This is a genomic window from Photobacterium arenosum (assembly GCF_014841115.1).
Taxonomy (GTDB): Bacteria; Pseudomonadota; Gammaproteobacteria; order Enterobacterales; family Vibrionaceae; genus Photobacterium; species Photobacterium arenosum.
Genome location: NZ_JACYTP010000015.1, coordinates 1 through 21,599 on the forward strand (window position 1 = coordinate 1; position 21,599 = coordinate 21,599).

Here is a 21,599-nt window from a genome sequence, read left to right on the forward strand (position 1 = left end):
TACAACTGACGTGACCGGTACTATCGAACTGCCAGAAGGCGTTGAGATGGTAATGCCAGGTGACAACATCAAGATGGTTGTTACTCTGATCGCACCTATCGCAATGGACGAAGGTCTGCGCTTCGCAATCCGTGAAGGTGGCCGTACCGTTGGTGCTGGTGTTGTTGCTAAGATCGTTGAATAATATTTGACGACAAGGTACGAAAAAGGGCATCATTTGATGCCCTTTTTCTACGCTCCGCCTCAGATTAGCGTATTTTTTGGTCAGTGTGCCGAGTGAAAAATGCGTTAAGGTGTACAGAGCGTTACGAAAGGGATTTACTTAATCCTTAGAAGCCTCGCTACCTGCGAGGTTATTTTCGTCTATATTGAGACAAGTTACAGGTTGGTTGTATGAAAGCGAATGCCGAAAACCAAAGCAGCTCTAGTAGCATGGATAGCCTGAAATGGGTTGTTGTATTTGCCCTGCTGGCAGCCGCGGTGGTTGGTAATTACCTGTACAGTGATGTATCTGTAGCGTTGCGTGCCGCAGCTGTAGTGGTCCTGGTTGCCGCTGCTGGTGGTGTTGCAGCTCTAACAGCAAAAGGTAAAACAGCGATCACTTTTGCCCGTGAATCGCGCATGGAAGTCCGCAAGGTAGTGTGGCCAACTCGTCAGGAAGCTACGCAGACAACCTTTATCGTTTTAGCTGTCACTGTCATTATGGCGTTAGCCCTGTGGGGCATCGACGGCATTATGGTCCGTTTGGTCCGCCTGGTTACCGGTGTATAGAGGTAAGAGTTCATGAGCGAAGCTCCAAAAAAACGATGGTATGTTGTGCAGGCCTTCTCTGGTTTTGAAGGGCGAGTTGCACAGTCACTACGTGAACATATCAAGATGCATGGCATGGAAGACTACTTCGACGAGGTATTAGTACCTACAGAAGAAGTAGTGGAAATGCGTGCTGGCCAGCGCCGCAAAAGCGAGCGTAAGTTCTTCCCTGGTTACGTTCTCGTACAGATGGTGATGAATGATGAAACCTGGCATCTGGTACGTAGTATTCCTCGTGTGATGGGGTTCATTGGCGGAACATCTGATCGTCCGGCGCCAATTTCAGACAAAGAAGCTGCTGCGATTTTGAATCGTCTGCAGCAGGCGAGTGAATCGCCTGTTCACAAAACTGTGTTTGAGCCGGGTGAAGTGGTTCGCGTGACGGATGGTCCGTTTGCTGACTTTAACGGTGTGGTTGAAGAAGTCGATTATGACAAGAGCCGTGTGAAAGTCTCGGTCTCTATCTTCGGCCGTGCGACTCCGGTTGAACTGGAGTTTGGTCAGGTTGAGAAAAACTGATCAATAAGTAATCAAGTCATATTGTCAAGGGCGTGGAATTACACTATAATTTCGCGCCCTTTCGTTAGACGGGGAGTCTGTTTGCTAAAAGCAGACGTTTGAACCCAAATTAAGGTAATTAAGCAATGGCTAAAAAAGTAGAAGCTTACATCAAGCTGCAAGTTGCAGCTGGTATGGCAAACCCATCTCCGCCAGTTGGTCCAGCTCTGGGTCAGCACGGTGTGAACATCATGGAATTCTGTAAAGCGTTTAACGCTAAAACAGATTCAATGGAGAAAGGTCTGCCAACTCCAGTGGTTATCACTGTTTATAGCGACCGTTCTTTCACTTTCGTTACTAAAACTCCACCTGCTGCAGTTCTGCTGAAGAAAGCAGCTGGTGTTAAGTCAGGCTCTGGCCGTCCTAACACTGAAAAAGTGGGTAAAGTGACTGAAGCTCAGATCCAAGAGATCGCAGAAACTAAAGCTGCAGACATGACTGGTGCCGACATCGAAGCGATGAAGCGCTCTATCGCGGGTACTGCCCGTTCAATGGGTCTGGTAGTTGAGGGTTAAGACAATGGCAAAACTAACTAAGCGTATGCGCGTAATCCGTGAGAAAGTTGACGCTACTCGCGAGTACGACATCAACGAAGCTGTTGCTCTGCTGAAAGAACTGGCTACTGCTAAATTCGTAGAAAGTGTTGACGTTTCAGTTAACCTGGGTATCGATGCTCGTAAATCTGATCAGAACGTTCGTGGCGCAACTGTACTGCCACACGGTACTGGCCGTGATGTTCGCGTAGCGGTTTTCACTCAAGGTGCTAACGCTGAAGCAGCGAAAGAAGCGGGTGCAGATCTGATTGGTATGGAAGATCTGGCTGAACTGGTTAAGAAAGGCGAAATGAACTTTGACGTTGTTATCGCTTCTCCAGACGCAATGCGCGTTGTTGGTCAGCTGGGTACTATCCTGGGTCCTCGTGGCCTGATGCCTAACCCGAAAGTGGGTACTGTAACGCCTAACGTTGCTGAAGCTGTGAAGAATGCTAAAGCGGGTCAGGTTCGTTACCGTAACGACAAGAACGGTATCATCCACACCACTATCGGTAAGGTTGATTTCGACGCTGACAAACTGAAAGCTAACCTGGAATCTCTGCTGGTTGCGCTGAAAAAAGCAAAACCTGCATCAGCTAAAGGTACTTTCATCAAGAAAGTCAGCATCTCTACCACTATGGGTGCAGGTGTGGCGCTAGACCAGAATACTCTGGACGCTAACGTTTAATATTTGCAGAATCGCTGGGATTATGTATAATCCTGCGTTTCGAATTAATGGCTAAGATCTGGGCAGCATTCTGCCGGGATCTTCGTCCTAGACCGTAGGTGTTCTCAGAACTTAATACTTCAACCTACGTAGACGGTGCCAGGAACATGATTGATTTACTGTCTTTCTTGGATCTGCGCCGTACAAACTCTCCTGCAATTTTGCAGTGAGTGGGTAAACACAATCCAGGAGCAAATCCAATGGCTTTAAACCTTCAAGACAAACAGGCAATTGTTGCTGAAGTCAACGAAGCTGCCAGTGGTGCCCTGTCTGCAGTTGTTGCTGACTCTCGTGGCGTAGCCGTGGGTGCTATGACGACTCTGCGTAAACAAGCGCGTGAAGCGGGTGTTTACGTACGTGTTGTTCGTAATACTCTGGCTCGTCGTGCAGTAGTAGGTACTAACTACGAGTGTCTTGCTGACACTTTCGTAGGCCCTACTCTGCTGGCTTTCTCTACAGAGCACCCAGGTGCCGCAGCACGTCTTTTCAAAGACTTTGCTAAAGAGAACAAAGATTTCGAGATCAAAGCTGCTGCATTCGAAGGCGTACTGACTGATGCAGATGTTCTGGCGAAACTGCCAACTTACGACGAAGCTATCGCACGTCTGATGATGTGCATGAAAGAAGCTTCTGCTGGCAAGCTGGTTCGTACTATTGCAGCTATTCGCGATCAGAAAGAAGCCGCTTAATAAGTTTGGTTTTTTATTGGTTGCTATTTAAACTAATTGTTGACTTTAAAAGAGAATTGTTATGTCTATCACTAACGAGCAAATCCTAGACGCAGTTGCAGAAATGTCTGTAATGCAAGTTGTTGAACTGATCGAAGCAATGGAAGAGAAGTTCGGTGTTACTGCTGCTGCAGCAGTAGTTGCTGGCGGCGCTGCTGAAGCAGTTGCTGAAGAGCAAACTGAATTCGACGTAATCCTGACTGCTGCTGGCGGTAACAAAGTTGCTGTAATCAAAGCAGTACGTGGCGCAACTGGTCTGGGCCTGAAAGAAGCTAAAGCTCTGGTTGACGGCGCTCCAGCACCTCTGAAAGAAGGTGTTGAGAAAGCTGAAGCTGAAGCTCTGAAAGCTCAGCTGGAAGAAGCTGGTGCATCTGTTGAAATCAAGTAATTATTACTTAATTTCTTAGCCTTTATGGCTATGGGCTGGTGGCTAAAAAGCCACCGGCCCTTTTGCGCTGTAGGGTAGTGGTGTTTTTCACATTGTTTTGCAACCGCTTCCCGTGCAAATCACAGCCTGTACTCCAGTGCTGTTCCTGCTACAAACAATGTTATTAGTCACTGCCTCTTACTAGAGGTAGTTTGGATCACTTATCAGCGATCTGAGGAACCTATGGTTTACTCTTATACCGAGAAAAAGCGTATCCGTAAGGATTTTGGTAAGCGTCCTCAAGTATTGGATGTACCTTACTTGCTGTCGATCCAGCTTGAGTCTTTTGATAAGTTCATCGAGCAGGATCCGGAAGGGCATTACGGTCTAGAAGCTGCCTTTCGTTCTGTATTCCCAATTCAGAGCTATAACGGCAATTCCGAGCTGCAATACGTTAGCTATCGTCTCGGTGAGCCGGTGTTCGATGTCAAAGAATGTCAGATTCGTGGTGTAACATATTCCGCGCCGTTACGCGTGAAATTACGTCTTGTTATGTATGACAAGGACGCACCAGCTGGCACAGTAAAAGACATTAAAGAACAAGAAGTTTACATGGGCGAAATTCCGCTCATGACAGATAACGGTACATTCGTTATTAACGGTACCGAGAGGGTTATCGTATCCCAGCTGCACCGTAGCCCGGGCGTCTTTTTCGACAGCGATAAGGGTAAAACCCACTCTTCAGGTAAAGTGCTTTATAACGCACGCATCATTCCTTACCGTGGCTCATGGTTGGATTTCGAATTTGATCCAAAGGATAACGTCTACGTTCGTATCGACCGTCGTCGTAAGTTGCCTGCGTCTATCATTCTGCGTGCGCTGAACTATACCACTGAGCAAATCCTTGACCTGTTCTTCGAGAAGATCAATTTCGAAGTACAAGGCAAGTCTTTGGTTATGGAGTTGGTGCCAGACCGTCTGCGCGGTGAAACTGCGAGCTTCGATATTGAAGCGAACGGCACTGTGTACGTTGAGAAAGGCCGCCGTATTACTGCGCGCCATATCCGACAGCTGCAGAAAGATAACATTGACCACATCGAAGTACCGGTTGAGTACATCGTGGGCAAAGTGTCAGCACGTGAATATGTGAATGAAGACACGGGTGAGCTGATTGTTGAAGCTAACCAAGAGCTGAGCCTGGAAATTCTGGCTAAGCTGTCTCAGGCTGGCCACAAAGCCATCGAAGTGCTGTTTACCAACGACCTGGATTACGGTCCGTACATGTCTGATACCCTGCGTATTGACAGTACAACAGATCGTCTGAGCGCCCTGGTTGAAATCTACCGCATGATGCGCCCTGGTGAGCCACCAACGCGCGAAGCGGCAGAGCAGCTGTTTGAAAGCCTGTTCTTCTCTGAAGATCGCTATGACCTGTCTGCGGTTGGCCGCATGAAGTTCAACAGCTCTCTGGTACGTGAAGAAACAACAGGTTCTGGCACGCTGGATCACGACGATATTATCGACGTGATGCGTAAGCTGATCGACATTCGTAACGGTAAAGGTGAAGTTGATGATATCGACCACCTGGGCAACCGCCGTATCCGTAGTGTTGGCGAAATGGCTGAAAACCAGTTCCGTGTCGGTCTGGTACGTGTTGAGCGCGCAGTTAAAGAACGTCTGAGCCTGGGCGATTTGGATGCTGTGATGCCACAGGATCTGATCAACGCTAAGCCTATCTCTGCGGCAGTGAAAGAGTTCTTTGGCTCTTCTCAGTTGTCTCAGTTTATGGATCAGAACAACCCATTGTCAGAAGTGACGCACAAACGTCGTATTTCTGCCCTGGGTCCAGGTGGTCTGACACGTGAGCGTGCAGGCTTTGAAGTTCGAGATGTTCACGCCACGCACTACGGTCGTCTGTGTCCTATCGAGACCCCTGAAGGTCCGAACATCGGTCTGATCAACTCGCTGTCTGTATTTGCGCGTTGTAACCCGTACGGTTTCCTGGAAACACCATACCGCAAAGTGGTTGATGGTGAGGTTACCGACCAGATTGATTATCTGTCAGCGATTGAAGAAGGTCAGTTTGTTATCGCTCAGGCAAACGCCGCTCTTGAAGAAGACGGTAGCTTTACCGATGAGCTGATCACTGCCCGCCACAAAGGTGAATCTGGTCTTCACCCACGTGACCACGTTCAGTATATGGACGTTGCAACCAACCAGGTGGTATCTGTGGCAGCGTCCCTGATCCCGTTCCTGGAGCACGATGATGCTAACCGTGCCCTTATGGGTGCGAACATGCAACGTCAGGCAGTACCGACTCTGCGTGCTGATAAGCCGCTGGTAGGTACAGGTATTGAGCGTGCGGTAGCGGTTGACTCCGGTGTAACCTCGGTGGCTAAACGTGGCGGTATGGTTCAGTCGGTAGATGCGTCTCGTATCGTTATCAAAGTGAACGAAGACGAGCTGGTACCGGGCGAAGCCGGTATCGACATCTACAACCTGACTAAGTACACCCGTTCTAACCAGAACACCTGTATCAACCAGCGTCCAACTGTGATGCCGGGTGAACCTGTAGCACGTGGTGACGTGCTGGCTGATGGTCCGTCTACTGACCTGGGTGAGCTGGCTCTTGGCCAGAACATGCGTATCGCGTTCATGCCTTGGAACGGCTACAACTTCGAAGACTCCATCTTAGTCTCTGAGCGTGTGGTTCAGGAAGATCGCCTGACGACTATCCACATTCAGGAACTGTCCTGTGTGGCACGTGATACTAAGCTGGGTGCGGAAGAAATCACAGCAGACATCCCGAACGTGGGTGAAGCAGCCCTGTCCAAACTGGACGAGTCCGGCATCGTTTACATCGGTGCGGAGGTGAAGGGTGGCGATATTCTGGTTGGTAAAGTAACGCCTAAGGGCGAGACTCAGCTGACACCGGAAGAGAAACTGCTGCGTGCCATCTTCGGTGAAAAAGCGTCTGACGTGAAAGACTCGTCGCTGCGTGTACCTAACTCTGTGTCTGGTACCATCATCGACGTTCAGGTCTTCACGCGCGATGGCGTAGAGAAGGACAAGCGTGCACTCGAAATTGAAGAGATGCAGCTGAAAGAAGCGAAGAAAGACATCACCGAAGAATTCCAGATCCTGGAAGGTGGTTTGCTGGCTCGTGTCCGTACTCTGCTGCTGTCTGCCGGTTATGATGACGCGCGTGTGTCTTCCATGGACCGTGAGAAGCTGTTCTCTCAGACTCTGGATGACGAGTCACTGCAAAACCAGCTGGAGCAGTTGGCAGAGCAGTACGACGAGCTGAAATCTGAGTTCGATAAGAAGTTCGAAACCAAGCGTCGTAAGATCACCCAAGGTGATGACCTGGCCCCTGGCGTCCTGAAGATCGTTAAGGTCTATCTGGCCGTTAAACGCCGTATTCAGCCTGGTGATAAGATGGCCGGCCGTCACGGTAACAAGGGTGTTATCTCGAAGATTTGTCCGGTTGAAGACATGCCTTACGATGAGAAAGGCCAGACGGTCGACATCGTACTGAACCCACTGGGTGTACCTTCGCGTATGAACATCGGTCAGATCCTGGAAACTCACATGGGTCTGGCGGCAAAAGGTATCGGCGACAAGATCAATCAGATGCTGAAAGAACAGCAGGAACTGCATAGGTTCCGCGAATTCCTTCAGAAGGTCTATGATCTGGGCGATACCCGTCAGAATGTTGATATTGCATCTATGTCTGATGATGAAGTTCGTACCCTGATTGAGAACCTGCGTGCGGGTCTGCCGATCGCGACACCTGTCTTTGACGGTGCGCCTGAGCCAGCAATCAAAGAGCTGTTGAAACTGGCGGACTTGCCAGAATCAGGTCAGCTGAATTTGTTTGATGGCCGTACCGGTGAGCAGTTCGAGCGTCCTGTAACTGTTGGTTACATGTACATGCTGAAACTGAACCACCTGGTCGACGACAAGATGCACGCCCGTTCTACCGGTTCGTACAGTCTGGTAACTCAGCAGCCATTGGGCGGTAAAGCTCAGTTCGGTGGTCAGCGCTTCGGTGAGATGGAAGTGTGGGCACTGGAAGCTTATGGTGCCGCCTATACGCTGCAGGAAATGCTGACAGTGAAATCGGATGACGTGAATGGCCGTACGAAGATGTATAAAAACATCGTCGATGGTGATCACCGTATGGAACCAGGTATGCCGGAATCCTTCAACGTACTGTTGAAAGAGATCCGCTCGTTGGGTATCAACATCGAGCTGGAAGACGAGTAAGCCTGACGCTGTCAGTACTACTTGAATCCGGTATCAATATGAAGGCGCCGCCGCCACGGCGCCTTTATGGGTCAACTCCTCACAGGAGCCGAATGTGAAAGACTTACTTAAGTTTCTGAAAGCACAGCACAAGACCGAAGAATTTGATGCGATCAAAATCGGTCTTGCTTCACCTGACATGATTCGTTCATGGTCTTTCGGTGAAGTGAAAAAGCCAGAAACCATTAACTACCGTACCTTTAAGCCTGAGCGTGACGGTCTGTTCTGTGCACGTATCTTTGGCCCGGTCAAAGACTATGAATGTCTTTGTGGTAAATACAAACGCCTGAAGCACCGTGGCGTGATCTGTGAAAAATGTGGTGTAGAAGTTACTCAGACCAAAGTACGTCGTGAGCGTATGGGTCACATTGAGCTGGCTTCTCCTGTTGCCCACATCTGGTTCCTGAAATCACTGCCATCCCGTATCGGCCTGTTGATGGACATGCCGCTGCGTGATATCGAGCGTGTGCTTTATTTCGAATCTTATGTGGTTATCGAACCTGGCATGACCAATCTTGAGCGTAGTCAGCTGCTGTCTGAAGAACAGTATCTGGACGCGCTGGAAGAGTGGGGCGATGAGTTCGACGCGCGCATGGGCGCCGAAGCAGTGAAAGCACTGCTGGCCAACATGGATCTGAATGCTGAAATCGAACTGATGCGTGAAGAGCTGGAAGAAACCAACTCTGAAACCAAGCGTAAGAAGCTGACCAAGCGTCTCAAGCTGGTTGAAGCATTTGTTCAATCCGGTAACAACCCAGAGTGGATGATCCTGTCAGTACTGCCTGTACTGCCGCCGGATCTGCGTCCTCTGGTACCGCTGGACGGTGGTCGTTTCGCGACCTCTGATCTGAACGACCTATACCGTCGTGTGATCAACCGTAACAACCGTTTGAAGCGCCTGCTGGATCTGGCTGCCCCAGACATCATCGTACGTAACGAAAAGCGTATGTTGCAAGAGTCTGTGGATGCACTGCTGGACAACGGTCGTCGTGGTCGTGCCATCACGGGTTCGAACAAGCGTCCGCTGAAATCTCTGGCTGACATGATCAAAGGTAAGCAGGGTCGTTTCCGTCAGAACCTGCTGGGTAAGCGTGTCGACTACTCAGGCCGTTCGGTGATTACCGTGGGTCCATACCTGCGTCTGCATCAGTGTGGTCTGCCGAAGAAAATGGCACTAGAGCTGTTCAAACCGTTCATCTACGGCAAGCTGGAAACCCGTGGTCTGGCGACCACCATCAAAGCTGCCAAGAAGATGGTTGAGCGCGAAGAAGCTGTTGTTTGGGATATCCTGGACGAAGTGATCCGCGAACACCCGGTTATGCTGAACCGTGCACCAACACTGCACCGTCTGGGTATCCAGGCGTTTGAACCTGTGTTGATCGAAGGTAAAGCGATTCAGCTGCACCCGCTGGTCTGTGCGGCTTATAACGCCGACTTCGATGGTGACCAGATGGCGGTACACGTACCGCTGACGCTGGAAGCGCAGTTGGAAGCACGTGCGCTGATGATGTCGACCAACAACATCCTGTCTCCGGCGTCTGGTGATCCAATCATCGTACCGTCTCAGGACGTTGTACTGGGTCTGTACTACATGACCCGCGACAAGATCAACGCTAAAGGCGAAGGCATGTACCTGGCCGGCTCTGCGGAAGCAGAGAAAGCGTACCGTACCGGTAATGCAGAGCTGCATGCTCGCGTTAAAGTGCGTATCACTGAGCACGTGAAAAACGAGCAAGGTGAGCTGGTGAAAAACACCCAGCTGATGGACACCACTGTTGGCCGAGCCATGCTGTGGCAAATCGTGCCTAAGGGTCTGCCATACAGCCTGGTGAACACTGAAGCACTGGGTAAGAAGCAGATCTCGAACCTGCTGAACACCTGTTACCGTGAACTGGGTATGAAGCAAACTGTCATTTTTGCTGACCAGATCATGTACACAGGCTTTGCTTACGCGGCCCTGTCTGGTGTATCTGTTGGTATCGACGACATGGTGGTGCCAGACGCTAAGTACACCAAGATCGCTGAAGCTGAAGCTGAAGTTGCAGAAATTCAGGATCAGTTCCAGTCGGGTCTGGTAACAGCTGGCGAACGTTACAACAAAGTGATCGATATCTGGGCAACCGCGAACGAACAGGTTGCTAAAGCGATGATGGATAACCTGTCGTTTGACACAGTTATCAACCGCGAAGGTAAAGAAGAACAGCAGAAATCGTTTAACAGCGTATACATGATGGCCGATTCCGGTGCTCGTGGTTCGGCTGCACAGATTCGTCAGTTGGCGGGTATGCGTGGTCTGATGGCGAAACCAGATGGTTCGATCATCGAAACGCCAATCACCGCGAACTTCCGTGAAGGTCTGAACGTACTCCAGTACTTCATCTCCACGCACGGTGCGCGTAAAGGTCTGGCGGATACGGCACTGAAAACAGCGAACTCAGGTTACCTGACTCGTCGTCTGGTAGACGTTGCCCAGGATGTGGTGATCACAGCTGATGACTGTGGTACGCACGCAGGTATCACTATGATGCCGCTGATCGAAGGTGGTGATGTTAAAGAGCCGCTGCGAGATCGCGTACTGGGTCGAGTCGTGGCCGATGATGTGCTGAAACCAGGTACTGAAGAAGTACTGGTTCAACGCAACACTATGCTGGACGAGAAGTGGTGTGACATTCTGGAAGACAACTCAGTTGACCAGATTAAAGTGCGTTCTGTTGTTACTTGTGAAAACGACTTCGGTTGTTGCCGTAACTGTTATGGTCGTGACCTGGCTCGTGGTCACCTGGTTAACCAGGGTGAAGCAGTCGGCGTTGTGGCAGCACAGTCCATCGGTGAACCAGGTACACAGCTGACGATGCGTACGTTCCACATCGGTGGTGCGGCTTCTCGTGCGGCAGCAGAAAACAGTATTCAGGTGAAGAACAAAGGTTCTCTGAAGCTGCACAATGCCAAGTTCGTTACTAATAACGATGGCAAGCTGGTTATCACTTCGCGTGCTGCTGAGCTGACTATTGTTGATGAGTTCGGTCGTACCAAGGAAAGCTACAAGCTGCCATACGGTTCGATGCTGGGCAAAGGCGACAACGATGCGGTTGAAGCCGGTGAAGTGGTGGCGAACTGGGACCCACACACAATGCCAATCATTACTGAAGTGGCAGGTCATATCCAGTTTGTGGATCTGATCGATGGTGTGACGGTTTCTCGCCAGACGGACGACCTGACCGGTCTGTCTTCTATCGTAATCCTGGACGGTGCCGAGCGTACCGGTGCAGGTAAAGATATGCGTCCAATGGTGAAACTGGTTGATGACAAAGGCAACGATGTCATGATTCCGGGTACAGATATGCCTGCGCAGTACTTCCTGCCGGGTAAAGCCATTGTTCAGCTGGAAGACGGTTCTGCGGTTGGTATCGGTGACACGCTGTCTCGTATTCCTCAGGAATCTGGCGGTACGAAAGATATCACCGGTGGTCTGCCACGCGTTGCTGACCTGTTCGAAGCGCGTAAGCCGAAAGAGCCTGCAATCCTGGCTGAAATCACAGGTGCAGTATCCTTCGGTAAAGAGACCAAAGGTAAGCGTCGTTTGATCATCACCCCAACTGATGGCCAGCCATATGAGGAAATGATTCCTAAGTGGCGTCAGCTGAACGTCTTTGAAGGCGAGAAAGTTGAAAAAGGTGATGTTATTGCCGATGGTCCGGAAGCTCCACACGATATCCTGCGTCTGCGTGGCGTTCACGCGGTAGCAGAATACATCGTTAACGAGGTTCAGGAAGTTTACCGTCTGCAAGGCGTTAAGATTAACGATAAGCACATCGAGACTATCATCCGTCAGATGCTGCGTAAGGTAACCATTACGGTTCCGGGTGACTCTGAGTTCCTGGAAGGCGAGCAGGTGGAATTCTCCCGCGTGAACATCGCCAACCGTCAGCTGATTGCTGAAGACAAGCAGCCTGCACTGTTTGAGCGTGATCTGCTGGGTATTACCAAAGCGTCTCTGGCTACTGAGTCCTTCATCTCTGCCGCGTCGTTCCAGGAAACGACTCGCGTACTGACTGAAGCTGCGGTTGCCGGTAAGCGTGATGAGCTGCGTGGTCTGAAAGAAAACGTCATCGTGGGTCGTTTGATCCCTGCGGGTACAGGTTTCTCTTATCACCAGCAGCGTCAGCGTCGTCGTGATGCGGATCTGGCTCCGGTAGAGCCTCAGGTTGATGCCGAGCAGGCGTCTCAAGACCTGGCAGCACTGCTGAATGCCGGTTTGAACGACGAAGATTAAGATCTGTTTGGTTCTTGCATAACCGAAAACTGAAAAAGGCACCCTCAGGGGTGCCTTTTGTTTTTATGTTTAAATTCGTTGGTTATGTGTTTTCAGCGGCCTGACTGTTTTTGGGCTCTGGCTGATTTTAAACAGACAAAGATGCATACAGTAATCAGGGATTCTGATTACCCGTTCTTGGTAGCACAGCGTGTGATTTGCTGTGATTAAGCGCCGGGTGGAACGGCTAAACTTTCACTGATCAGCTCAATCAGATCATCTTCCAGCTCGAACCTTAATTCGATTTGTTCACCCACCATGGACAATTCGTTATCAAAATTATCCCAATCATCACTGTCGTCTGTGATCTCACAATAGCGGTCTGCAAAATTCAGCAAGGGATCTGTGGTATCAGTAATTTTGTTGTAGAGCTGTGAGATTTCTGTGGTTGGGGAATATCCGGTCGCCTGCCACCTTGCCATCACCTTGTCATAAATTTTAAAGTGACCTTCGGAGATGTAATCAACCAGTTGCTGGCTGAAGAGTTGGAGCTGCGATGACGTGGGAAGTTGCCGGGATTTATTTTCAAAGGGAGGTAAGCCTGCTAATTTGCAGTAATCTATCAGCAGCTGCTGCCTCGACATCAGCCAATGATCGATGACATCATTGTTGCCACCCCATTGTTTTTGCACTTGTTCGAATTTACTAAGCATGACCATGTCCTCATGATCGCCCCGCAAGAAGCAGGAGCCGAAAACAATACCTGTCAAACTCTTAGTGACACTAAGAGTACCAATATGGCAAAGCCAAATTCCACTGTTAGGTTTAGATTGCCAGCAAAACTGATACCCTGCAAGGATGGAGGAGCAGCTAATGTCAAAAAAGCAAGAACACAGCTACTGGTGTGTCATTCGTGACCGCAGAATTTATTTAGAAAATGGTAAGTTACCGCTTACACTGGAAGGCTTTACTGACTTGGATCTTGCAAGATCCACCGTGATCGGTTTTCATCAGGGATACCCGGTGAGATGGCTGGAAGATCCTGATTTATTGGCCGATAAAAAATTTTATTCTCTCAGGGAATTTCTTCACGAGCATGAGGATCTGTTTGCGCTGGCCGGCAAAGCGATGCAGTTATCCCATATGTGCGAGACGCAGGCATTTTGTTCTTCCTGCGGCGGGAAAACGACATTGGCAGACGGTGCACACGCTATGCGTTGCCAGGCCTGTGACAGCTACCATTATCCGCGCATTGCTCCCTGTATCATTGTTGCGGTGAAGAAAGATGACTGCATTTTGCTGGCGCAGCATCCCCGCCACAAAAGTGGCATGTATACCGTTATTGCCGGCTTTGTTGAAGCCGGAGAAACCCTGGAGCAATGTGTGGCTCGTGAAGTCAAAGAAGAGACGGGTATTGAAGTGACCAATATCCGCTACTTTGACAGTCAGCCCTGGGCGTTTCCGTCCAACATTATGATGGGATTTCTGGCGGAACACCAAAGTGGTGTTATCCGTCCGGATTACGAAGAGCTGGTGGATGCCCGCTGGTTTAAACATGATCAGTTACCGCAGATCGCGCCACCAGGGACGATTGCGCATCGTCTTATTCAGGCTACTTGCGAGGCTATCAGGCAGGAAGCAGCAATCCGGAAAGATGGTGACCAGTAAATGCCAGGGAGATAATTTACTGGAAGGGACCCAGGCTCCTATCAGCCTGAGTGGCTTTCTGGCAGTCCGCGGAAAATGGCTTTGGAATGCTTAATCAGGTGTGCGGCATAATGCGGGGTGACTTTATGCAACTGTCCTTTCATGGCTTTGAAAGAGTTTTCCCAACAGCGGTCTTTGTACACACCGGTTTCAGTAAATTCGATAACAACTTGCAGGTCCATAGATCCTCCAATTTTTGCATTAGCCGATGTTGGCTGTTAATAACAGTATCAGAGAACCGATAGGCTATTGATTAAAATATCTGCAACATTAGATTGCCAAAAATGAAACAGCAGATGCTTAAACCGTACGGCTGACAAGCGATGTGCTCTACGCGGCATTAATTGCCATTCAGGGTGAATGCATAGCTGCTGTTGCCGGATCAGGGTGTTACAATGTACTCAATTATTTGCCAGGATGTTGACAATGACAGAATTGAAAAACGATCGCTATCTGCGTGCTTTACTCAAGCAGCCGGTTGACTGCACCCCTGTATGGATGATGCGTCAGGCAGGCCGTTATCTACCAGAATACCGTGCAACCCGCGGCGTGGCTGGCGACTTTATGTCGCTGTGTAAGAATGCTGAACTGGCCAGCGAAGTGACTTTGCAACCTTTGCGCCGTTTTCCGCTGGATGCCGCTATCCTGTTTTCTGACATCCTGACCATTCCAGATGCTATGGGTCTTGGACTGTATTTTGAAACCGGTGAAGGGCCAAAATTCGAGCGTCCTATCACCTGTAAAGCCGATGTCGATAAGATAGGTATCCCTGACCCGGAAGGTGAGCTGCAATATGTTATGAACGCCGTGCGTCAAATCCGAAAAGATTTGAAAGGTGAGGTGCCGCTGATTGGCTTTTCCGGCAGCCCGTGGACGCTGGCTACTTACATGGTGGAAGGCGGCAGCACTAAGGCGTTTACAAAAATCAAAAAAATGATGTACGCCGAACCTGCAGTTCTGCATGCACTGCTGGATAAACTGGCCGACAGTGTGATTCAGTACCTGAATGCTCAAATCAAAGCCGGTGCCCAGTCAGTGATGGTGTTTGACACCTGGGGTGGCGTATTGACCCCGCGTGATTACCAGCTGTTTTCGCTACAGTACATGCACAAGATTGTCGATGGCCTGATCCGTGAAAACGAAGGCCGCCGTGTCCCTGTGACCCTGTTTACCAAAAACGGTGGTATGTGGCTGGAAGCGATTGCGGCAACCGGTTGTGATGCGGTGGGTCTGGACTGGACCATTGATATTGCCGACGCCAAGCGCCGTGTGGGTGACAAAGTGGCCCTGCAAGGCAATATGGACCCGTCCATGCTGTACGCGTCGCCAGAGCGTATCCGTGAAGAAGTGGCCGGTATTCTGTCTGGCTTCGGTGAAGGCACGGGTCATGTCTTTAACCTGGGCCACGGTATCCATCTCGACGTACCGCCGGAAAATGCCGGCGTCTTTGTCGAGGCGGTCCATGAGCTGTCTGCCCCTTATCACAAGTAAGCGGCGGCTGATGACACCAGAAAGCGAGCTGAATGGCTCGCTTTTTGCGTTTTACAGGCAGCTTACAGCCCCAGGTGCTGGTGGACATAGTCGCGGATGTAGGGCACGACATCGGTTTCAAACCAGGGGTTTTTCTTCAGCCACAAGGTATTGCGCGGCGATGGGTGAGGCAGTGGCAGATAATCTGGCGCCCATTGCCGCCAGGCTCTGACTGTGTCGGTCAGGGTTTTGGGTTTATCTGACAGATAGTAATTCTGCGCATACTGGCCGACCAGCAGTGTCATGCCGATATTGGGCAGCAGCGGCCAGACCTGGCCATGCCATTGCGGCGCGCATTCGGGTCTTGGCGGCAAGTCCCCGCTCTTGCCTTTTCCCGGATAACAAAACCCCATCGGCATAATGGCGATACGGCTGGGATCATAGAAAGTATCACGATCGAGATCCAGCCAGCGGCGCAGCCGGTCGCCGCTTGGATCGTTCCAGGGAATGCCAGTGTCATGGACCCGGGTGCCCGGGGCCTGGCCGACTATCATTAAGCGTGCTTCGCTGCTGGCTTGAATCACCGGCCGCGGACCGAGCGGCAGGTGGGCTTTACACAGCTCGCACTGACGGATCTGGTTCAGCAATGCCGATAAGGTGTGCGGAGGGTTGAGATTTGCCATAATCAGCCTTAATAACCGAGTGTGAAGTCAATCTGGTATTGCAGCGGCTTACCTTCAACATAGCGCAGGTAGTTGGTTTTGAATATCTCCATGACCTGTTGCGGGAAGCTCTCGGCGGCAATGTGCGGGGTGACAGTTATCTGAGGGTGACACCAGAAAGGGTGCTCAGCCGGCAGCGGCTCTTGTTTGAACACATCCAGAAAAGCATGGCTGAGCGCGCCACTGGCCAGTGCCTGCAGCAGGCCTGGCTCACACACCGCATTACCCCGGCCGACATTGAAGAGTAAGCTACCGCGGCAATGGCTCAGGCTGTCGGCATTGAGCAGATTGTCTGTCATCGCAGTGGCAGGCAGCACTGACACCAGCACATCAGCCTGTTGCAGTGCCTCGTTCAGATCCTTGATAGCCATGACCTTATCAAAATCAGGGGCAGCACTTTCGCCGGAGCGGTTCACGCCCAGCACTGTCATTCCTAACGCTTTGGCTGCGCCAGCCAGATGCTGGCCAATCGAGCCGGTGCCCAGAATCACCATGGTTTTGTCAGACAGAGCGCCGTAGCTGTGCGGTTGCCACTGCGCCTGCTGTTGCTGGACCTGATAACGGCCGAAATGGCGCTGGTGGCTGATCAGCAAACCCAGCACGTATTCGCTGATCAACTGGCCGAAGATCCCCCGGACATTGGTCAGCGCATAATCGTTGCGCAATCCGGGCTGGATCAGGGCGTCAATGCCGGCATAGGTGGATTGCAGCCAGCGCAGCTGCGGAAATTGCGTCAACCTGTCAGTGATTAATGGCGGATCGGCCAGCACCAGCGTCGCCTCGTCAGGATTGTCTGTCAGTGACAGCGCCGGTAAGTCTGCTTCTTCAATCAGTTGGCGGTACAGGTCTGCCCGTCGGGAAACAATACAGAGTTGATGCATGGCTTTTTCCTTTTGCGCTGGCGGGTTATCAAGTAAAATTCAAGTTAACGTTTTCAGACAGATTATCCCATGCTTAAGAATCCAATTCAGCTTCGCCTAGAAAAATTTGAACCCTGGCAATACCTGACCTTTATGGCCTCACTTTGCGAGCGGATGTATCCCAATTACGCTTTCTTCTGCCGCGAGACTGAATTTGCGGATCCTCAGCCTTATCGTCTTATCCTCGACAGCGTCTGGGAAATCCTGACGGTGAAAAATGCCAAGATCAATTTTGAAAACCAGCTGGAGAAGCTGGAAGAGATGGTGCCTGCTGCCGACGATTTTGATTTGTATGCGGTGAATCCGGCGATCGATGCCTGTGTCGGGCTGTCTGATCTGCTGCATGCGCTGCTGGATCGTGATCTGATCCCTGAGACCGCACTGAGCATCAGTTCCCTGTCGGTTGAAACGGTAGCCAATCTGGAACAAGCGCGCGAGGGTGAGGAAATCACCAACGACAACCAGAAGAACAATCAGGCCGTGTGCGAAGAATGGGATGTCCAGTGGGCTATCTACCGTGCACTGAAAGAGACAGATGGCCGGGATATCGAGCTGATTAAAAGCCTGCGCCGTGAACTGCGTGACGACGGGGTGAGTAATATCGGGATTGCGCTCTGATTTGAGAGTCTGTGCCGAACAAGGCAGGATCGCTATCCTGCCTGGTTCGTCTTTGTTGAGGGGTCAGTTGTTGTAATCGTCTTCGTCGTCGTCGCGGTTTTCAATCACCCCGTGTTTTTTCTTCCAGCGTTCCCAGCGCTGAAACGCCAGTTGCTGCATGTCGGTGCTGGTATCGGCTTCATCGACAATTTCTTCGCCGACCAGGCTCTCGAAAATATCTTCCAGGGTAACCAGTCCCATCACAGTGCCGTATTCATCGACCACTAACGCCAGCTGGACGCGCTCTTTCATCAGTTTTTCAAACGCCACCGGAACAGTATCCAGATTCAGAACCACAGGCAGCGGACGCATTAAGTCACTGAGCAGCAGATTGCCCTGTCCGCTCTGACTGGCGGCAAACAGTTCGAGACGGTGAACAAATCCGAGAATATTGTCTTTACTGCCTTGGTAGATCAACGGGCGTGAAAAAGGGCTGTCTTTGGCCTGACTCAAAAATTCGTTGATAGACAAACTGCCCTCGACACGGAACAGGACCGGCCGTGGCGTCATGATTTTACTCACGCTGACATCACAGAACTGCAGCAGGTTATGCATGATTTTCGATTCCCCTTCGGCCAGTTCGCCGGACTCTTTGGCCAGCATGGCCATGGCTGAGAGCTCATCACGCAGTTTCGGGGGCTGGTGGCCCTGCGACAAACGGCGGGTGATTTGCTCCGAGACCCACACGAAAGGACGAAGCAGCCAGATCATCCATTCCAGTACATGAGCCGTGAACGGTGCCAACTGGCGGCAGTAGGTCGCGCCTATGGTTTTGGGAATGATCTCTGACAGCAGAAGAATGCCGACTGTGAGCGCAGCAGAGAATACCCCTAGCCACTGACTGCCGAAGACGACGGCGGCCTGGGCACCGGCCGTTGCGGCACCAATGGTGTGGGCTATGGTGTTCAGGGTCAGAATCGACGCCAGTGGACGATCGATATTGCCTTTCAGCTCTGCCAGTTTGTCTGCCATGGGATGTTCTTGTTGACGCAGGGTGCCAATGTAGCTGGGAGAAATACTGAGCAGTACAGCTTCCAGCACAGAGCAGATAAAAGAAATACCTATTGCGATTGAGATATAGAAGGTCAGAAGTAACATGCGTTTTGATTTGCTCTTAGTGGAATAACTATGAAGGACTCAAGTGGCCTCAAATTGTCGAATGATAAGGACCGCAACAGCACTGGTGTGTATGAATACGTTGAACTCACGGCACCTAGCTTCTTGAGTTATTTGAGTATTAATTGGTGCAATAAGAAGCAAAAGCAACCAGCGTCTTCTTCAGGATAGTAACAATTTGTGAACTTGCGCTCAGTTTATGGTTAAAGACCCCGCAGCTAACCACAGGAAAGCCGACAAACCTTTGCCACATGGGCTTCTTTTGAATTAGAGTGGATAAGTCTGAAGAAAAAACCTTAGAAGGGAAACCGAATGAACAAGACCCAACTGATTGACCTGATTGCTGAACAAGCGGACCTGACTAAAGCGCAAGCAAAAGATGCGCTGGAATCAACCCTGAGCGGCATCACCGAAGCATTGAAATCCGGTGACCAGGTTCAACTTATTGGCTTTGGCACATTTAAAGTAAACCACCGCGCAGCGCGTACAGGTCGTAACCCGCAGACTGGTAAAGAAATCCAGATCGCTGCAGCCAACGTACCTGCTTTCGTTGCAGGTAAAGCGCTGAAAGATTCTGTAAAATAATCTTAACTCCGCCGGGGATAACTTCGGCGGAGTTTTTATTTATGAAACGAACCTGCCTGATTGTACTGACTTTCCTGCTTTCTGCCTGTGGCAGCTCTGCTTTATCACAACACACACTGTCTCCTTTGGAACGCCTTAGCGGCGGTCAGGTCGTCGGTGATGCGTCATCACTGTACTGGGTCAACCTGCGTCAATCGAAAACCGAGTCTTTGGCTGAACGGGTCTGGATGGGCGATTACGGTGAGTATCAGACGGATTATCGCTGGCATGACGGGCAGTTGCGTGAATTGAAGCGGGCCGGCACAGCGCTGAAAGACGATAAACACCAGCCGTTTGAATTGCATGTGCGTTACGATCAGCACGGCGAGGCGGTGTTCCAGCGCTATAAAGTTGGCGACACGGTTTTTCCTTTGTCTGATACTCAGCTGCATCAGCTCAGCCAGCAGGCTGACATGGCGGTGGCTCTTGTCCGAGAGCAGTCGCGAGAGGGATTCCAGCTGGTGCAGGGTGTGTGGGACGGTCAACGGTTTGTCCATTGTGATGCTCAGGCTGAGATTGAGATTAACTGGCAGCAGATCAATGCCCAGCCAGGTTATATCGCACTGATCGGAAAATCGGATGGCCGGGGCAAGGTCACCGCGCAGCAGATGGTGCTGAACCGGACAACCGCGCAGCACTGCCTGACGCCGCCCAGATTACTGGATGTGTCCTGACGGACAGAGCGAAAGATAAGTGGATAACAACAGATAAGGCGCCTTTCGGCGCCTTATTTTTAGTTTGTGTGCGGTGGCAGATCAGTCCTGTTCACGGGCAATGGCGCGGTAGCCAATGTCGTCACGGAAGAACACACCGTTCCAGCGGATTTGTTTTGCCAGCGCATAAGCACGTTGCTGAGCATCAGACACTGTGTCGCCCATAGCAGTGGCACATAACACGCGGCCGCCATTGGTCACCACGGCACCGTCTTTGCTGGTAGTGCCGGCATGGAAGACTTTTTGTGCGTTGCCGTCTTGCAGGGGCAGACCGGAAATCACATCCCCTTTGCTGTAGTCGCCCGGATAACCACCGGCAGCCAGCACCACACCAATCGCTGCACGCGGATCCCACTGAGAGTCCACGGTATTCAGTTTGCCATCGACAGCCGCCAGGCACAGCTCAACCAGATCCGATTGCAGGCGCAGCATAATAGGCTGAGTTTCCGGGTCGCCGAAGCGGCAGTTATACTCAATCACTTTCGGTGTGCCGTCGGCCATGATCATCAGGCCGGCATACAGAAAGCCTGTGTAGGGGTTGCCCTCGGCTGCCATGCCACGCACGGTAGGAACAATCACTTCGTCCATCACGCGCTGGTGGATTTCCTGAGTCACTACAGGGGCCGGCGAGTAAGCGCCCATGCCGCCGGTATTCGGACCTGTGTCGCCGTTACCTACGCGCTTGTGATCCTGACTGGTTGCCATCGGCAGTATGTGTTCGCCGTCCACCATCACAATGAAGCTGGCTTCTTCGCCGTCGAGGAACTCTTCAATGACAACGCGGTGACCGGCTTCACCAAAGGCATTGCCTGCCAGCATATCGCGGACTGCCGCCTCGGCTTCCTCTTGCGTCATGGCCACGATCACGCCTTTACCGGCTGCCAGACCATCGGCTTTGACCACAATGGGCGCGCCTTTTTCTTTCAGGTAAGCCAGAGCTGGCTCGATCTCGGTAAAGTTCTGGTATTCTGCCGTCGGGATCTGATGGCGGGCCAGGAAGTCTTTGGTGAAGGCTTTGGAGCCTTCCAGCTGGGCGGCGGCCTGGGTCGGACCGAAAATCGGCAAGCCCGCAGCACGGAATGCGTCAACCACACCTATCACCAGTGGTGCTTCCGGGCCAACAATGGTCAGGCCGATTTGCTGCTCTTTGGCAAACGCCACCAGTGCCGCAGTGTCTTCCACGCCAATCGCGACATTTTCCAGTTTTGGCTCTAAGGCAGTACCAGCATTGCCCGGTGCCACGAAGACTTTCTCTACCTGTGCCGATTGTGCGGCTTTCCAGCCCAGGGCGTGCTCGCGGCCGCCATTACCAATGACAAGAACTTTCATCTTTTGATCCTTATCGCGTCGCCAGGTTGGCGATTTCTGTGTCAAGCGTACTCATTGA

General features: G+C 51.3%; 20 protein-coding genes. 14 read left to right on the forward strand and 6 right to left on the reverse strand.

Annotation, left to right across the window (positions count from 1 at the left end):
* From IFO68_RS18435 to rpoC, 9 genes are all read left to right on the forward strand, one after another.
* The coding region (locus IFO68_RS18435) for an EF-Tu C-terminal domain-related protein (RefSeq protein WP_473741670.1) at positions 1–184 on the forward strand (184 nt) is incomplete at its 5' end.
* Between the two features lie 209 nt (positions 185–393).
* Positions 394–771, forward strand: a complete 378-nt coding sequence (gene secE / locus IFO68_RS18440) for a preprotein translocase subunit SecE (protein WP_161459318.1) — start codon at positions 394–396, stop codon at positions 769–771.
* Between the two features lie 12 nt (positions 772–783).
* A complete protein-coding gene (gene nusG / locus IFO68_RS18445) occupies positions 784–1,329 on the forward strand; it encodes a transcription termination/antitermination protein NusG (protein WP_027254132.1) in 546 nt (181 codons plus the stop codon).
* A gap of 125 nt (positions 1,330–1,454) precedes the next feature.
* Positions 1,455–1,883: a 50S ribosomal protein L11 gene (gene rplK / locus IFO68_RS18450; protein WP_027254131.1), complete on the forward strand. Its 429-nt coding sequence runs from the start codon at positions 1,455–1,457 to the stop codon at positions 1,881–1,883.
* A 4-nt stretch (positions 1,884–1,887) separates the two neighbouring features.
* Positions 1,888–2,589 (forward strand): 50S ribosomal protein L1, encoded by a 702-nt coding sequence (rplA, locus tag IFO68_RS18455; RefSeq protein ID WP_192017288.1) that lies wholly within the window; start codon positions 1,888–1,890, stop codon positions 2,587–2,589.
* Positions 2,590–2,828: 239 nt separating this feature from the next.
* Positions 2,829–3,317 (forward strand): 50S ribosomal protein L10, encoded by a 489-nt coding sequence (rplJ, locus tag IFO68_RS18460; protein ID WP_192017289.1) that lies wholly within the window; start codon positions 2,829–2,831, stop codon positions 3,315–3,317.
* Positions 3,318–3,378: 61 nt separating this feature from the next.
* Entirely contained in the window at positions 3,379–3,744 is a 366-nt protein-coding gene (rplL, locus tag IFO68_RS18465; RefSeq protein ID WP_027254128.1) for a 50S ribosomal protein L7/L12, read from the forward strand.
* A gap of 222 nt (positions 3,745–3,966) precedes the next feature.
* Positions 3,967–7,992 (forward strand): DNA-directed RNA polymerase subunit beta, encoded by a 4,026-nt coding sequence (gene rpoB, locus IFO68_RS18470; RefSeq protein WP_192017290.1) that lies wholly within the window; start codon positions 3,967–3,969, stop codon positions 7,990–7,992.
* A gap of 94 nt (positions 7,993–8,086) precedes the next feature.
* On the forward strand, positions 8,087–12,304 hold the full coding sequence (gene rpoC, locus IFO68_RS18475) for a DNA-directed RNA polymerase subunit beta' (RefSeq protein WP_192017291.1): 4,218 nt from the start codon (positions 8,087–8,089) through the stop codon (positions 12,302–12,304).
* A gap of 206 nt (positions 12,305–12,510) precedes the next feature.
* On the opposite strand, the gene rsd is transcribed toward rpoC, so the two are convergent.
* Complete coding sequence (rsd, locus tag IFO68_RS18480; RefSeq protein WP_192017292.1) at positions 12,511–12,996, reverse strand: sigma D regulator; 486 nt, start codon at positions 12,994–12,996, stop codon at positions 12,511–12,513.
* Positions 12,997–13,156: 160 nt separating this feature from the next.
* Between rsd and nudC the strand changes: the two genes are divergently transcribed.
* A complete protein-coding gene (gene nudC / locus IFO68_RS18485) occupies positions 13,157–13,951 on the forward strand; it encodes an NAD(+) diphosphatase (protein WP_192017293.1) in 795 nt (264 codons plus the stop codon).
* 41 nt (positions 13,952–13,992) lie between these two features.
* On the opposite strand, the gene IFO68_RS18490 is transcribed toward nudC, so the two are convergent.
* A complete protein-coding gene (locus IFO68_RS18490; RefSeq protein WP_192017377.1) occupies positions 13,993–14,172 on the reverse strand; it encodes a hypothetical protein in 180 nt (59 codons plus the stop codon).
* 244 nt (positions 14,173–14,416) lie between these two features.
* On the opposite strand from IFO68_RS18490, the gene hemE reads away from it, so the two are divergent.
* Positions 14,417–15,481 carry a uroporphyrinogen decarboxylase gene (gene hemE, locus IFO68_RS18495; RefSeq protein WP_192017294.1) on the forward strand — a complete coding sequence of 355 codons (1,065 nt, stop codon included), beginning with the start codon at positions 14,417–14,419 and terminating at the stop codon, positions 15,479–15,481.
* Positions 15,482–15,543: 62 nt separating this feature from the next.
* On the opposite strand, the gene IFO68_RS18500 is transcribed toward hemE, so the two are convergent.
* A complete protein-coding gene (locus tag IFO68_RS18500; RefSeq protein WP_192017295.1) occupies positions 15,544–16,143 on the reverse strand; it encodes a uracil-DNA glycosylase family protein in 600 nt (199 codons plus the stop codon).
* Between the two features lie 8 nt (positions 16,144–16,151).
* Positions 16,152–17,063 carry a D-2-hydroxyacid dehydrogenase gene (locus IFO68_RS18505; RefSeq protein WP_192017296.1) on the reverse strand — a complete coding sequence of 304 codons (912 nt, stop codon included), beginning with the start codon at positions 17,061–17,063 and terminating at the stop codon, positions 16,152–16,154.
* A gap of 69 nt (positions 17,064–17,132) precedes the next feature.
* On the opposite strand from IFO68_RS18505, the gene IFO68_RS18510 reads away from it, so the two are divergent.
* The gene (locus tag IFO68_RS18510) at positions 17,133–17,720 is read left to right on the forward strand and encodes a YjaG family protein (protein WP_192017297.1); all 588 of its coding nucleotides are present in this window, start codon (positions 17,133–17,135) and stop codon (positions 17,718–17,720) included.
* A gap of 63 nt (positions 17,721–17,783) precedes the next feature.
* On the opposite strand, the gene IFO68_RS18515 is transcribed toward IFO68_RS18510, so the two are convergent.
* Positions 17,784–18,857: a CNNM domain-containing protein gene (locus IFO68_RS18515; RefSeq protein ID WP_192017298.1), complete on the reverse strand. Its 1,074-nt coding sequence runs from the start codon at positions 18,855–18,857 to the stop codon at positions 17,784–17,786.
* Positions 18,858–19,187: 330 nt separating this feature from the next.
* Between IFO68_RS18515 and hupA the strand changes: the two genes are divergently transcribed.
* Positions 19,188–19,460, forward strand: a complete 273-nt coding sequence (gene hupA / locus IFO68_RS18520) for a nucleoid-associated protein HU-alpha (protein WP_027254117.1) — start codon at positions 19,188–19,190, stop codon at positions 19,458–19,460.
* Positions 19,461–19,501: 41 nt separating this feature from the next.
* Positions 19,502–20,173 carry a DUF1481 domain-containing protein gene (locus IFO68_RS18525; protein WP_192017299.1) on the forward strand — a complete coding sequence of 224 codons (672 nt, stop codon included), beginning with the start codon at positions 19,502–19,504 and terminating at the stop codon, positions 20,171–20,173.
* Between the two features lie 81 nt (positions 20,174–20,254).
* Here IFO68_RS18525 and purD read toward each other — a convergent pair whose 3' ends face one another.
* A complete protein-coding gene (gene purD, locus IFO68_RS18530; protein ID WP_192017300.1) occupies positions 20,255–21,541 on the reverse strand; it encodes a phosphoribosylamine--glycine ligase in 1,287 nt (428 codons plus the stop codon).
* Positions 21,542–21,599: the final 58 nt, after the last annotated feature.